This window comes from Marinifilum sp. JC120 (assembly GCA_004923195.1).
In the GTDB taxonomy this organism is placed as follows: Bacteria; Desulfobacterota; Desulfovibrionia; order Desulfovibrionales; family Desulfovibrionaceae; genus Maridesulfovibrio.
The window spans coordinates 255,502-270,013 of the sequence record RDSB01000001.1 but is presented as its reverse complement, the minus strand read 5'-3'; the positions used below and the strand labels follow the sequence as shown (position 1 = coordinate 270,013).

At 48.7% G+C, this 14,512-nt stretch carries 13 protein-coding genes; 5 read left to right on the top strand and 8 right to left on the bottom strand.

What is annotated here, in order from left to right:
- Positions 1-48: 48 nt before the first annotated feature.
- The 8 genes from D0S45_01320 to D0S45_01285 form a co-directional block, all read right to left on the bottom strand.
- The gene (locus D0S45_01320; GenBank protein ID TIH20008.1) at positions 49-1,320 is read right to left on the bottom strand and encodes a divergent polysaccharide deacetylase family protein; all 1,272 of its coding nucleotides are present in this window, start codon (positions 1,318-1,320) and stop codon (positions 49-51) included.
- Positions 1,321-1,339: 19 nt separating this feature from the next.
- Positions 1,340-2,611, bottom strand: coding sequence for a S41 family peptidase (locus tag D0S45_01315; GenBank protein ID TIH20007.1), 1,272 nt, complete (start codon positions 2,609-2,611; stop codon positions 1,340-1,342).
- 49 nt (positions 2,612-2,660) lie between these two features.
- Entirely contained in the window at positions 2,661-3,785 is a 1,125-nt protein-coding gene (locus D0S45_01310; GenBank protein ID TIH20006.1) for a peptidase M23, read from the bottom strand.
- A gap of 9 nt (positions 3,786-3,794) precedes the next feature.
- Positions 3,795-4,448, bottom strand: coding sequence for an endonuclease III domain-containing protein (locus D0S45_01305; GenBank protein ID TIH20005.1), 654 nt, complete (start codon positions 4,446-4,448; stop codon positions 3,795-3,797).
- A gap of 117 nt (positions 4,449-4,565) precedes the next feature.
- Positions 4,566-5,426 carry a 50S ribosomal protein L11 methyltransferase gene (locus D0S45_01300; protein TIH20004.1) on the bottom strand — a complete coding sequence of 287 codons (861 nt, stop codon included), beginning with the start codon at positions 5,424-5,426 and terminating at the stop codon, positions 4,566-4,568.
- Positions 5,427-5,580: 154 nt separating this feature from the next.
- Positions 5,581-5,790 (bottom strand): hypothetical protein, encoded by a 210-nt coding sequence (locus D0S45_01295; GenBank protein TIH20003.1) that lies wholly within the window; start codon positions 5,788-5,790, stop codon positions 5,581-5,583.
- Positions 5,791-5,826: 36 nt separating this feature from the next.
- Positions 5,827-7,029: an aspartate aminotransferase family protein gene (locus D0S45_01290; protein ID TIH20002.1), complete on the bottom strand. Its 1,203-nt coding sequence runs from the start codon at positions 7,027-7,029 to the stop codon at positions 5,827-5,829.
- Positions 7,030-7,054: 25 nt separating this feature from the next.
- Positions 7,055-7,528, bottom strand: coding sequence for a dUTP diphosphatase (locus D0S45_01285; GenBank protein TIH20001.1), 474 nt, complete (start codon positions 7,526-7,528; stop codon positions 7,055-7,057).
- Between the two features lie 207 nt (positions 7,529-7,735).
- Here D0S45_01285 and D0S45_01280 point away from each other — a divergent pair, with 207 nt between their 5' ends.
- The 5 genes from D0S45_01280 to D0S45_01260 all read left to right on the top strand — a co-directional run bounded on the left by D0S45_01280 (position 7,736) and on the right by D0S45_01260 (position 14,470).
- On the top strand, positions 7,736-10,303 hold the full coding sequence (locus D0S45_01280) for a glycosyltransferase family 1 protein (protein ID TIH20000.1): 2,568 nt from the start codon (positions 7,736-7,738) through the stop codon (positions 10,301-10,303).
- A gap of 10 nt (positions 10,304-10,313) precedes the next feature.
- The gene (locus tag D0S45_01275; GenBank protein ID TIH19999.1) at positions 10,314-11,000 is read left to right on the top strand and encodes a nuclease; all 687 of its coding nucleotides are present in this window, start codon (positions 10,314-10,316) and stop codon (positions 10,998-11,000) included.
- A gap of 144 nt (positions 11,001-11,144) precedes the next feature.
- Positions 11,145-12,671 carry a 4Fe-4S dicluster domain-containing protein gene (locus tag D0S45_01270; GenBank protein ID TIH19998.1) on the top strand — a complete coding sequence of 509 codons (1,527 nt, stop codon included), beginning with the start codon at positions 11,145-11,147 and terminating at the stop codon, positions 12,669-12,671.
- Positions 12,672-12,746: 75 nt separating this feature from the next.
- Positions 12,747-13,196, top strand: coding sequence for a 4Fe-4S dicluster domain-containing protein (locus tag D0S45_01265; GenBank protein TIH19997.1), 450 nt, complete (start codon positions 12,747-12,749; stop codon positions 13,194-13,196).
- Complete coding sequence (locus D0S45_01260) at positions 13,193-14,470, top strand: NAD(P)/FAD-dependent oxidoreductase (GenBank protein TIH19996.1); 1,278 nt, start codon at positions 13,193-13,195, stop codon at positions 14,468-14,470. The genes D0S45_01265 and D0S45_01260 overlap by 4 nt, the downstream gene beginning before the upstream one ends.
- The last annotated feature ends 42 nt before the right edge of the window (positions 14,471-14,512 follow it).

The window sequence follows — 14,512 nt, the reverse complement described above, 5'->3', positions numbered from 1 at the left end:
TCTAATTCCGGCTTGCTTTCATTTTAGCGACAGTTGTATGTCGGCAGATTAACCCTTAGGGCGCAACGAACTAACCGGAACTATCCTGATTTTTCCCTTGTTTTCAGCAACCCACTGGCGGATGGCCTTGAGGGTTTCATGGTTCGGATGTCCGATGGCGATGGCTTGCCCCCTCTTGCGGGCAATTTTGGCAGCTTTTGAAAGCTGGTATTTGATAGCACCGATATCTTTGACATTATCGAGGAAAATATTGCGTTCGTAGAAGGTGACACCAGCCTTGGAAGCAGCTCGGCGACCAGCACTTTTGGGAGTGGTCCGGCTGTCTAGAAAGAACAGTTGCTTTTTGTGCAGCTGTTTTAAAACAACGACCATTCCGTTGTAATTCTCTGTAAAGCTGGACCCCATATGGTTGTTGAGTCCGGTGGCTCCGGGAACTTTTGATATGGCCGCCAAAGTTATCTGGCTGATTTTGTCTGCGTTCATGCCTACCAGCAGGGCATCAGCGCCGGGATTTACCTTGGGGTAGCCTTTGGGCTGCATGGGCAGGTGGACCATGATCTCATTGCCGCTCTTTTTAGCAATGTCGATTGTCTTTTTCACATGTGAACTGCTGGGCCAGATGGAAAAGGTTATTTTCGCATCAAGTGCGGCCAATCCTTTAGCAAGTCTGACATCCTCGCCCATGTCATCAATGACGATAGCAAGTTTGGGGGCGTTGGGGTCAAGTTTAACCGGAGCGGGCTTTGTTTTTATCACCGCCGGGGTGAAAATGGAAAACTTATGAGTAGGTACTCCGTTGATACTGATCATCCAGCTGTCAGCCGCAATCTCATGCAGGCTTGCATTTAGCGCGGTGGATTCCAGACCCTTTTGTACGTTGCTGAGAAACAGTTTTTTATCGCCGGATACGGGAAAGCTGAGCTGCTGGAAATGGTAATCACGGCCCTGATGTTTTTTCAGGGAGACATCTTCCAGCCGCAGCTCGCTCATGGATATTTTGGCTGCTTTAAGGGTATTGATCAGGCTTAGGTCAATACGTTTGACCAGATCGTCAAGGTCCCCTTCCATGGGTTCTTCGTATAGCGGGATGGGGCGTGTTGAAGCCTGTTCAGTCACAGTCTGTTCCGCTTCAACCGGATCAATAGAAGCACTGCTTTCCGGGGAGCCGGAAACAAGCAGGGCAATTATCAAACAGATGCTGGCCGCAGCAGCAACCGTCAATACGGCAATGGCTACTGGCTTGGAAATATAAGCCCGAAGTCCCGGATTTGAATCCGGGATTTCGGGCTGTTCTTTTTGTTCGGGGCTGTTCTGGTCCACTTCTTGTAACCCTTTGATGCTACTTGATTTCTTTCAGGCGGGGGAGCTGCTTGACCATTTGCAGGGCCAGTCTGAGCTGGTTGTCCCTTTCAAGCATCTTTTTTGCCTTATCGTCTTGAACTTTGGTGCTTTTTATGTCTTTGCCGTTGTTTTCAAGATGACGGCTGAGCCCTTTTTCACGCAGGATGAAGCGGTCATCTTTGTCTACAGCCGGGGGGACAAAGGGGTAGACGATATCAGGATCAATGCCCTCGGCCTGAATGGAACGGCCGCTGGGGGTGTAATAAAGGGCAGTGGTCAGCTTGATACCGGAACCGTCAGCCATAGGAATAATGGTCTGTACGGAGCCTTTACCAAAGGTGCGTTCGCCTAGAAGCAGTGCGCGATCATGGTCCTTAAGTGCTCCAGCTACAATTTCAGAAGCGGATGCGGAACCGGCATTGATCAGGGTCACGATGGGTACGTGTACATCCGTGGCCTGTTCTGCAGCCATGAAATCCTTACGGCTGGCTTTGTTGCGGCCTTCAATGTAAACGATCAAACCATCATTGATGAAAGTATCGGCAACGGAAACCGCCTGAGTGAGCAGACCGCCGGGGTTGTTGCGCAGGTCAAGGACGACACCTTTGAGGGTGTGTTTTTTCTTGTATTCGCGCAGGGCTTTATGCATTTCACGGGTGGTGTTTTCGTTAAATCTGGTCAGTCGCAGATAGAGGACACCATCTTCAAGTTCCTGACTTTTGGCACTGATGATGGGGATAGTGTCGCGGGTGATGGTTATCTTTTCGGGCTTGTTGGAATCCTTGTGCAGAATGGTCAGGATTACGTCACTTCCGCGTTTGCCTCTGATTTTACCCACGGCTTCCATAAGAGAAATGGATTGGGTGGATTCACCGTTGATTTCAAGGATGAGATCTCCAGCCTTGAGTCCGGCTTTATAGGCCGGGGTATCCTCAATGGGGGAGATAACGGTCAAGCGACCTTTTTCCATGCTGATCTCAATGCCGATGCCGCTGAATTCACCGCTGGTGGATTCCTGCATTTCCTTGAAATCATCAGTGGAAAGAAAAGTGGAGTGGGGATCGAGCTGTTCAAGCATGCCCTTTACAGCGTCATCGACAAGTTCTTTGCGGGAGATGTCGTTAACGTAATTATGTTCCACCAGATCAAGTACCTGCGAAAATCTGCGCAGGGGTTCAAAACGGTTATCATCAACGGCTTGTGTTGGTTCCGGTGCAACGGAGATTACGAAAAGACAGATGATGGCTATCATCCACAAAGATTTTCTCATGTGTTCCTCCAGCTTGGTGGCTGCTGTATCTTGCTCAAGTTATTATTCATTAATTTCGGGCAAGCCATTTTTGCGGGTTAACGGGTTTCTGATGAAAACGCAATTCAAAATAGAGTCCCGTTTCTTTTAAGTTAGGGTAATACCCTGTTTTACCGATAATTTCATCCTTTTCAACCTCCTGGCCGGTTTTAACAAAACTTTCGGCAAGGTAGGCGTAAAGGGAGTAGTAGTTGTAGCCGTGATAAATAATCACAACCCGCCCGAATCCTCTGAGTGTGTCGTTATGCACGACTTTGCCCCAGAAGACTGATTTTACATCAACATTTCCAGTGGTCTGGATTCCGACACCGCGCACTGGCGGTTTGGCGGAAGGCTTGAACCGGACTTTGACATTCCCCTCGCACGGACGGGGTAAAGATCCTTTAAATGTGGCAATTTTTCTGCTTGTTAGGCTCTTAAGTCTGTAATTCAGTTTGTTGATTGTATCAAGAAGCCCTTTCAGTTCCTGCTCTCTGCTGATCTTGAGGGCGCGGATACTTTTAATACCGGCAAGCAGGCTCAACTTATCCTTCAGCAATCCGTCTTTGGTACTGTTGATTTCTGATAGCTTGGCTTGCGCTTTCAAGCGTAGGTCTTTCTGGACTTCAAGGTTGACTGAGATTTCATCGGCTTTTTCCTGTGCTTTATTCAGCTCAGTTTTGGTCTCTTTATATAAGGAGGCCAGCCAGACAAAATTGCGGTCTGCCTTTTCCCAGTCATCAAGTGAACCGAATTTATTTTCAAGCTTGCGGGAGTGGACTGGCCATAGTTTGGTCAGCATGGATTTCAGCTTATCAACGATTTCTGAAAGTTCATCTTCGAGAACACGCTGATCCGCCTTGGCAGCCTGTTCATCTTCCATGATGCCCGCAAGGTCGTCTTCCTGCCGGAAAAGTTCCCGTTCCACATCGGTGATACGGTCTTCGATTGTGGCAAGTTCTCCGAACATGCTGCGTTCTTCGCGGGTCAGCTTGAGCAGTTCCTGCTTTTGCTGCGTGACGGTGTGCTTTGTGTCCTGAATTTCATCCTTTAGCCTGCTTACAGTGGAATCCGCTGAGAGAATTTTAGCGCTGCACAACGTCAGCAGCATAAAAGCTGCGACAAACAGGTATGTTTTGAAATGGAATCGGGACATAAGCTGAAATCAATTTTCCAGAAATTTACCCAGCGGGCAGTTTTCGCAGTCAGGGTTTGATTTTTTACACCATTCTTTGGCTGTTCTCACAATCAATGCGTGATATTCATTGTACATTTCCACGTCGGGATCAAGTACATCCATGAAATAATCCTGCAATTCATGATAATCAATGTCTTCATGAACCAGCATATGGCGGTTGAAAATCCTGCGGGTATAGGCATCGACCACAAATACAGGTTTGCTTAAAGCGTACAGCAGGATGGAATCCGCAGTTTCCGGGCCGATTCCGTTGACTGCCAACAGTTTCTCGCGCAGCTCAAAGGTCTCTTCTTCTTCCAAGTCCGTGATACACCTTGCTGAGTTGGCGTCAAGGAAATCAAGGAAATTATTGAGTCTTACCGCTTTCATGCGGAAGAAACCCGAAGGTCTGATAAGTTCCTGCAATTCTTCCATGGAAAACTTACGCAAGCCTTGCGGGGTCAGACCATCGTTTGCTTTAAGATTATTGATAGCCTTTTCAACATTAGTCCAGTTTGTATTCTGGACCAGAATAGCACCCACGGCAATTTCAAACGGGCTTTCACCCGGCCACCAATGGCAAGGCCCTAATCTTTCGGAAAGGGCTTCGTAGTACTTATGTAATGTTTGCTCTCTGTTCATTAAAAAAGATTGATTGCGCTATATGCGAAGCAAACTAAAAGGTTTTGAAGGGATGGGGTCTGGGGAAGGGAAACTTTTGCAAAAGTTTCCCTTCCCCAGCCGCCGGAGGCATTCAAATTAATCTTCACTTACATCGCGCCAGAGAAGCCCGGCCCATTCACCCATGGTGACTATTTCCGGGGCGGGCAGCCCTGCTTTTATATAAGTTTCAGCTACTTTCTCGGCTTGTTCCACAAGGATACCGGAAAGGATCAGGATGGAATTTTCTTTCAGCCTTGCGGTCACATCGGGGCAAAGCTCGATGAGCGGACCGGAAAGAATATTTGCTACCACCAGCTCGTATTTGAGTTTGGGGTCAATGCTGTCCGCACTGCCTACGGAAAGGATGATGCCATCCACATCGTTGTTGTCGATGTTTTCCTGTGCGCAGACAATGGATTGTGGATCAATGTCCACACCAACACCTTTCAGTCCCAGTTTGGCAAGGGCAATGGCGAGGATTGCGGAACCTGTGCCGAGATCGAAAAATTCCATGTCCGCATTTAATCTGCCTTCTTCAGCAAGCTTGCTGATCAGTTCAAGGCAGAGGGCGGTGGTGGGGTGTCCGCCTGTACCGAAAGCCATTTTGGGTTCGATGATGATGTGGTCTTTGCCTTCGGTTTTCTTTTCCAACAACCACGGGGGCAATATTTCAAATTGTCCGCAGGTGACAGGCTCAAAGTAGTCTTTCCAGGCCAGTCCCCAGTTTTCATCTTCAATATCTTTGGCCACACATCCAGCATGAGGCCAGCGGGCTTTGATTTCTTCGACTATTTCAATTCCCAGCGGATGATCTTCCAGATGGATGGTGTAAAAAATAGAATCATCATCAAGCGGTTTTTCTTCCCAGCCGTGGGCGACTCGGCCGCCAAGGTAAACCTGACATTCATCGCTTTCCAATTCTGAAAGAGTGAACTGGATTCTGAGCAGTTTAGGCATTGGTGTTCCTTATATCTTTTATCGAGTTTGATTGTTCGTCGAGTCGTTTTGTTTTCGAAATAGCAGTACATGAAAAAGCCCAAGTACTAAAGCTAGTATTTGGGCTTTTGTGGTTTATTTATTTAATCCCGCACAAAGCAGGAAGATCGTAGTTTTAAACAATACGGTCAAGGAGATTGCCTTTGCCGGTCAGGCTGTGGATGGCTTTCTCTACTATTTTCTGCTGTTCTTGTTCATGCAGGTTGAGCGTGGGCGTATCAATAGAATCAGGGACTACGTCAGGTTTCTCCGTCGGAATCCACGGTTCTATACTGGTGTCTCGAACACCGCCTTCTACAGGTGTGGCAAGTGCAATGTCATCCATATTGTAAAGATAAGCCTGTATGCCGTATTGGTCAAGTTAAGCCTGTTCTGCCAGAAGGCCTTCCAGAGCTTTGAGGAACGCAACAAGGTCTTCCTTATCAATCGTCAGGGCCGGGAGCAATCTGAGGATTGTTCCTTTGGTCAGGTTGAGGATGAAACCTTGTTCCCGCAGGGCTGCAAAAACTTCACTGCCGTCGAAGCTGAGTTCAACGCCGAGCATGAGGCCGAGTCCGCGCACGGATTTGATCTTGCCGGGGAATTTATCTTGTAGTTTGCCGGCTTCGGACTTGAAGAAATCTCCCAGTTCGGCTGCACGCTGGTCAAGTTTATCTTCAGTCATGATGTCGATGACCTTGGATGCAACTTTGGAAACCAGTGCGCCTCCGCCGAAAGTAGTGGCGTGACTGCCGGGGGTGAACCCTTTGGCGACTTCTTCGGTTGCAAACATGGCCCCCATGGGCAGACCGTTGGCAAGGGCTTTGGCAGATGTGAAAATATGCGGGGTCACTCCGTAGTGCTGGTGTGCCCACCATTTTCCGGTCCTGCACAGGCCGGATTGAACCTCATCCACGATGAGCAGGATGTCTTTTTCGGCAACCAGCTCGGTTACGGCCTTAACGTAATCCTCGGGCAACGGCTTAATACCGCCTTCGCCTTGAACCATCTCGATCATGACCGCTGCGGTCTTCTCGCTGATGGCAGATTTGAGGGCGTTGGCATCACCTGTGGGGACATATTTGAATCCTTCGGGCAGGGGCGCAAAGCCGTCCTTAATGGGACCGGATTGTCCGGTTGCAGTCAGGGTGGCCAGGGTCCGTCCGTGGAATGAACCATCTAAGGTAATGATCTCGTAGGCGTCCCTTTTTTTGACAGTGCGCATGTACCGTCTGGCCAGCTTGATGGCGGCCTCGTTGGCTTCCGCACCGGAGTTGGAGAAGAAGACCTTGTCAGCGTCGCAGGTGGCGAGCAGCTTTTCAGCACACTCCACCTGTTCTTCCTGATAAAAAAGGTTGCTGACCTGCACCAGCTTGCGGGCCTGCTCAGCCATTACGTCTGCGAGATCCTCGCGGCAGTGGCCGATGTTGACCACGGAAATGCCGGAAAGCAGGTCGATGTATTCCTTGCCGTCAAGGTCCCAGAGTCTGGAACCTTTGGCTTTGGTTACGTTAACAGGGTATCTGCCATAGGTATTGCAGATTGATTTTTGTTCGGCGGCTACGAGTGTATCGTGTTTATTCATGGTATTTTTTTTATTTCAGTGGAGATTATTTTTTACCTGTATGTCCGAATCCTCCGGCACCTCTGGATGTGTCGGAAAGTTCTTCGCTGGGAGTCAGCTGGGCATGGCAGTAGGGCATAAAAACGAGCTGTGCAATGCGTTGTCCACGCTCAATTCGTCGTTTTTCGCCCGATGTGTTGAGCAGGGAAACTTTAATTTCTCCACGGTAGTCAGGGTCAATTACGCCGACTCCCTGACTGACGGTCAGGCCGTCTTTTGTGCCTAGTCCGCTGCGGGAATAAATAAACCCGGCGATACCCGGAGATGTGATTTCAATGGCTATTCCGGCGGGAAAGGCGTATCTTTCGCCTGGGCCGATTTCTACGAAATCACCTTCAATGCAGGCTCGCAGGTCCACTCCGGCGGAGTTGGGCGTAGCATAGTCCAGACCTCCTTCGCGGGCGGTCTCATTGAGAAATTTTACTTTTACTTCAACTGGATTGGATTGGGTAGGATTCATCTTTACTATCCTTGAACAAGTGATATTTTGAAGAGGCAGAATGCTCTTGTAAGGCAAGTGTGTCAACTTTCTATCCAGATTATTGCCAAACTGTCTTGAAATGTTAACCTGAATAAGGCAAATAATAAAAATGAGTGTGAAAGGTTCGGGGTTTCTGATATATTCGTCAAATCATCCCGTTTTGAATCAATCTTCAAGGAGATAACTATGCAGCCGCTTCGCGTTTACAGCGTCGTTCCACGTCTGCCCAGCCAGCTGAAAGAGCTTTGGGATTTGGCATATAACTTTCTTTTTGTCTGGAACAGCGACATTGCCAGTATATTTTCCTCAATTGATCAGGTCCTCTGGCGCGATTGTCAGCACAACCCGGTAAAGTTCTTGAACAGCCTGCCCCAGCAGCAGCTTGAAGAACTTGCCAATGATGATTTTTTTGTGCAGCGCCTTAAGGAAGCTGGCAAGGTGCAGAGAAGTTACCTTGCCCGTGAAGGATGCTCCTATCAGTTTGAGGGCGCAAAAAAAGGTGAGCCTGTTGTAGCCTATTTCAGCTTTGAATACGGCATCGGCCTCAGCCTGCCTATCTATTCCGGCGGTCTAGGGATTCTTGCAGGTGACCACCTGAAATCTGCAAGTGATTTGAATATTCCGCTGGTGGGGATCGGACTTTGCTACCAGCATGGTTATTTTCGGCAGTACATGACTCAGGATGGCTGGCAGCAGGAGCGTTATCCCAGTCATGACTTTGAGGAAATGTCCATCAAATCCGCAAAGGATAAAGATGGTAATGATGTTAAGTTTTCCATTGATATGAAAGGGGACCCGCTTCATGTCAAAGTCTGGTATGTAGAGGTTGGGCGCGTAACCCTTTATCTGCTTGATACCAATATCTCAGAGAATCCGGAAAATTTCCGCAATATTACCGCACGGCTCTATGGTGGTGGTCTTGAAATGCGTCTCTGGCAGGAAATTCTGCTCGGAATCGGCGGGGTCAAGGCTCTTGCTGCTCTTGGTCTGGAACCCAGCGTCATTCATATGAATGAAGGGCATTCCGCATTTGCCGGGCTGGAGCGTATCCGGGTATTCATGACTGAACATGGGCTTTCCTTTGAAGCAGCTATGGAAATGGTGGCTTCATCCAGTATCTTTACCACTCATACTCCGGTTCCTGCGGGTAACGACCGCTTCCCCGCAGACCTGATGCGTCCATATTTTGAACCGTATGCCCAGACCATGGGCCTTGCTTATAAAGTTTTTCTGTCACTTGGTAGAGAAGATCCCCGTGATGATGCGGAACAATTCTGCATGACCGTGCTGGCCCTCAAACTTTCCCGTTTCAATAACGGTGTTTCCCAACTTCATGGTCATGTCTCGCGTAACATGTGGAAAAAAGTATGGCAGCAGTACCCTGTGGAAGATGTGCCCATCGGAGCCATTACCAACGGTGTACATATGCCCACATGGGTTGCTACTGATTTTTCATTGCTTTTTGACCGCTACCTCGGCCCCAACTGGCGTGAAGATCCAGATTGCACCAGAGTCTGGAGACAGACTGACAATATTCCGGATGCTGAACTCTGGCGTACCCATGAACGACTCAGGGAAAGGTTAGTGGATTTCGTGCGTAAGCGTTTGCGTCGTCAGTTAATGAATATCGGTGCTCGTCGTAAGGAGATCGAACTGGCGGACGAAGTGCTTGATCCTCGTGCATTGACCATCGGTTTTGCGCGCAGGTTTGCCACTTACAAGCGTGCCGGACTGTTGTTTAAAGATAAGGAAAGGCTGCTCAAGCTCGTTTCTGATTCTAAGCATCCGGTGCAGTTTATCTTTGCCGGTAAAGCTCACCCACAGGACAACGAAGGTAAGAAACTTATTCAGGATCTTATTCAGTTCTGCCGCCGCGAAGAATGCCGCATGAGTCTTGTTTTTCTTGAAGATTACGACATGAAGATGGCAAATTATATGGTTCAGGGTTGCGACATCTGGCTGAACACTCCTAGGCGTCCTCTTGAAGCCTGCGGAACCAGTGGTATGAAGGCCATGGCTAATGGTGTCCTTCAGTTCAGTACCCCTGACGGATGGTGGGATGAAGCCTATCTTCCTGACAATAGTCTTGGCTGGGCAATCGGACGCGGAGAAGATTACAACGATCATGAATATCAGGATTTTGTAGAGAGTCAGACCCTTTACAAAGTGCTGGAAAATGACATAATTCCCGAATTCTATGACCGTGGACACGGCAGCCTTCCCCGCAGCTGGATTGCCAAGGTCAAAAAGGCACTCAGAATTTTGGGGCCGGAATTCAACGCCAACCGTATGGTGGAAGATTATACTGAAAAGGCTTACCAGCCCGCGTTCAGTAACTACAACACTATGCATACGAATGACTTCCAGGGAGCCAAGGATCTGGCTGCATGGAGAATGGAAGTGATGACCAAGTGGTCGAGCCTCAAGGTCCGCAACATTACTTCGGAAACCCATACCGATGTTTATGTGGAAGAGCCGATTATTGTCACCGCAGAAGTTTTCCTTAACGGCCTGACCACTGATAATGTTCAGGTGGAAATTTATGCCGGACCGGTGGGGCAGGATGGTAAGTTCGCCCGCCGTAATACCGTTATTATGACCCCGGAAGAGGACATGGGCGGCGGCTGGCACGTATATCAGGGAGAGGTCATGCCCCATGAGGCCGGAAGGTTCGGTTACACCGTACGCATTCTGCCCAAACATGAACTCCTGCTCGATCCTCATTCATTAGGATTGATCCACTGGGCACAATAAAAGTAACTAAATGCTCAAAGGAAAGATTAAAATAACCAATTTACGAAGCGGGGTCCTTAAGGGCCCCGTTTTCTTTATTGTGCTTTGCTGCCTGTTTTTCAGCGTGGCAACAGCTTCAGCTTTCGAGGCCAAGGTTCGTTATGTCATTGACGGTGATACATTTATCCTTGCGAACAACAAACATGTGCGCATTGCCGGAATCGATACCCCGGAAATCGGGCGGGACGGCAAACCGGATCAGTATTATGCTCGGCAGGCGCAGGACATGTTGAATAAGTTGATCCTCGGCAAAAGGGTGCGTATTGAATATGCCGGAAAAGGAAAGGATCGCTATAAGCGCATAATCGGCTGGATTTATCTGGATGATGTCTTTGTAAACAAAGAGATGATCCGCAAGGGTGCGGCTTTCTTTTATTTCCACAAAGGAAATGATCGCGCTAAACAGAAATTACTTCTCCAAGCTCAGAGAAAAGCTTACAATGAAAAGAAAGGCTTCTGGCCTGTGGTCAGTAAATTAAAGAAATTCAATAAGCCGTGGGTAGGCAATAAAAATAGCCGCCGTTGCTTTCTTGCTGGTGACAAATACGCTAAAAAGATCAGTTGGAGAAATAAAGTCAACTTTTCCAATCTAGGCGAAGCGTTTTACGATGGCTACTCACCAGCAAGGCATCTGAATTTTTGGCCCGTTGTAAGGTAAAGATGGTTAATAGGGATGCAGTAATGACCGATCCCGTAAAAATGAACATAACCCGTAGCGAAGCCCGATAAAAGTTTTTGAAGAGTCCAGAGAAACTTTTTTCAAAAAGTTTCTTTGGCCCTCGGAGAGCCGCCGGAGGCATCATTGCTATTTAGAAAATTTGCCAGCACATTTCATGAATTCCGTATAGTGCGCGACCCGGACCTGTGCATCGACTGTAAGGTCTGTATCATACAGTGTCCCTATGAAGCACATTTCTGGGACGACGCACGCGATAAAGTGTCCCATGATAATCGTAAATGCGTGGGCTGCCACCGTTGCGCTGCCATGTGCCCCACAGCTGCACTGACTATAAAATTAAACGAGTTGGACTTCCGGCCCAATGCAACATGGCGTCCTGAATTCGCGCGTAACATCTATAATCAGGCCGAAAGTGGCGGCGTGCTGCTGGCAGGTATGGGCAGCCCGGTGGATATTCCTGTTTACTGGGATCGGCTACTGCTGGACGCCAGTCAGGTTACCAACCCATCCATTGATCCGCTGCGTGAACCCATGGAACTTAAAACCTTTCTTGGATCTAAACCGGATCGCTTGGAGGTAAAGTTCGATGAGGATGGCAATCCTGCCCTACAGACTGAACAAACTCCCCAGATAGAACTTGCTACCCCGATCACCTTTGCAGGCATGTCCTTTGGTGCGATTAATTTCAATTTGCATGCGGCAATGGCTATGGCGGCTAAAGAGCTGGGCATAGTCTATAACACTGGCGAAGGCGGACTTCATAAGTCGCTTTACGAATATGGACAATGGACCATCGTGCAGGTTGCTTCTGGTCGTTTTGGTGTGCATAGCGATTATCTGAACGCCGGAGTAGGCATTGAGATTAAGGTCGGGCAGGGAGCAAAACCGGGCATCGGCGGACACCTTCCGGGAGAGAAGATTAATGGTAAAATTTCCGAAACCCGTATGATCCCGCCGGGTTCCGATGCAATTTCGCCAGCGCCGCATCATGATATTTATTCCATTGAAGATCTTTTGCAGCTCATTTTCGCACTTAAGGAAGCCACGGAATACCGTGTGCCGATAGCGGTGAAGATTGCGGCAGTGCATAATGTGGCTGCTATCGCTTCAGGCGTAGTGCGTGCCGGGGCTGATATTTTGACTATTGACGGCATGAAGGGCGGAACCGGGGCGGCTCCGGCCATGACCCGCGATAATGTGGGGATTCCTATTGAACTGGCTCTTGCCAGTGTGGATCAAAGATTGCGGGACGAAGGCATTCGTTCCAAGGCTTCGATTATTGCCGGAGGCGGATTTCGTTGCAGCGGCGATGTTATCAAAGCCATTGCGCTGGGCGCGGATGCAGTTAATATTGGTACTGCGGCTCTTGTTGCTGTGGGTTGTACTTTATGCGGACGCTGCTACACAGGGAAATGTCCATGGGGTATCGCTACCAACGATAAAAAACTCGCCAAACGTCAGAATCCCGAAGTTGCTGCGGAACGGTTGGTCAATCTTGTCCGTGGCTGGTCTCATGAGATCGAAGAAATGCTCGGCGGCATGGGTTTGAATTCCATTGAGAGTCTACGCGGTAACAGGGATAAGCTGAGAGCCGTAGGGCTGACTGAAGCTGAAATGCAGATTTTAGGCGTGAAGCACGCAGGTAGATAGGCCTCCGGCGGCCAGAAAGAAAAACTTTTTAGCGGGGCTTTGCCGCTTCGTTTGTTAGGTTCGTATGGTGTTAGTATGAAACGTATTTATCCAGATAGGGACATGTGCATCGGGTGCGGCCTGTGTGTTTTGGGTTGCCTTGCTGCTCATTCCAAATCACATGACCTAGTCCTTGCTTATAAGGAAGAACGGGCCAAGGGATTGGTTTCCCGTAAGCGGCTGATAGAAGCTGATGAAGTTTGCGTTGCCATCAGCTGTCGCCATTGCGAAGAACCGGAATGCGTTCCGGTTTGTATTTCCGGGGCACTGTCCAAGGACGAGAAGACCGGGATCACGGTTTATGACGCGGATAAATGCGTGGGCTGCTGGACTTGCATAATGGCCTGCCCATACGGAGCTATCCAGCGCGACAAGTATAATAATAAGATTATCAAATGTGACCTTTGCGCGGGCAGAGAAAGTGGTCCGGCCTGTGTAGAGGCTTGTTCCAATCGAGCTTTGAAGTACGAAGAGAGGCAGTCATGACATATGTGATTATCGGTAACGGCATTGCATCGCTTGGAGCCATTGACGGCATTAGAAAGTATGACCGTAAAACCCCGATAACTGTGATCGGGGCTGAGAATACAGCTGCCTACGGCAAGCCGTTGACTTCCTATCTGCTGGCCGGAAGGATCAGTCCTGAGCGGTTGTCTATGCGTCCTGACGAATATTACAAGGGTAAGAATGTAACCCTCAGATTGGCGACATATATCAATAATATTGACCTTGAAGCTGGGGAGTTGCGGACCTCCGACGGTGAGAAAATTCAGTTTGAAAAGCTTCTTCTAGCCACAGGCGGCACGCCTTATGTGCCGCAGGTGAATGGCCTGAAAGGCGAAGGTGTTTATAATTTTACTGCTGCCAAGGACGCCTACAGCTTAATTGAATCAGTTAAGGATTTGAAGAGGGCGGTTATCATTGGGGGCGGGCTGATTGGTCTGAAGGCTGCGGAATCTTTATATAACCGTGGTGTTGAGGTGGCTGTTGTCGAGAGTGAAAGGCGAATTCTGTCCCTTGCTTACGATGAAGAAGCTGCCGGACTCATTTCTAAGCGGGTTGAAGAGGCTGGAATGCTGGTCCGCTGCGGAGTGAGCGGCAAGGATATTGTGCGCGATAAGAATGGAAAGCTGCGCGGAATTCTACTGGAAGATAAAAGTTTCCTTGAGGCGGATGCCATTGTCATAGCTATCGGGGTGGTTTCCAATATCAGGCTGGCAGAGGAGGCCGGGATCGAAGTTGATAAGGGGGTTGTTGTCGATGACAACATGTTCACCGGAAAAGATGGAATATTCGCTGCCGGCGATGTTGCTCAGGCCCGGGACGTAATCTTTGATAAAGATAAAGTCGTTCCGGTTTGGTCCAATGCTTATACTCAAGGGTATTATGCCGGAAGGAATATGGCAGGGAATGAATCGAAATATCCCGGAACCATGTCCATGAGTTCGATCAGTTTTTTCGGTTTGCCGACAATTTCAGTAGGCGAGGTTAATCCTGATCCTGAGAATCCTGATTATGAGATCTACACTTTCTTTGATGAACCTAAGCAGAGCTACCGCAAGCTGGTGTTCAAAAAAGATCAGCTCGTCGGTTATGTGCTGGTAGGGGATATCGATTTTGCCGGAATGTATACCTCATTTATCAAATTCAAATTCAAGGTAGACGCGCAAACCCGCAAAAGGCTCAGCCAAGGCGAACCGGATGTGCTCATGTGGCCTGATGAATTTTTCAACAAAGCATGGAATCCAGATTCAAAGTAAGTTTAAGAAAATACGTAGCGAAGCCTATTAAAAGTTTTTGAA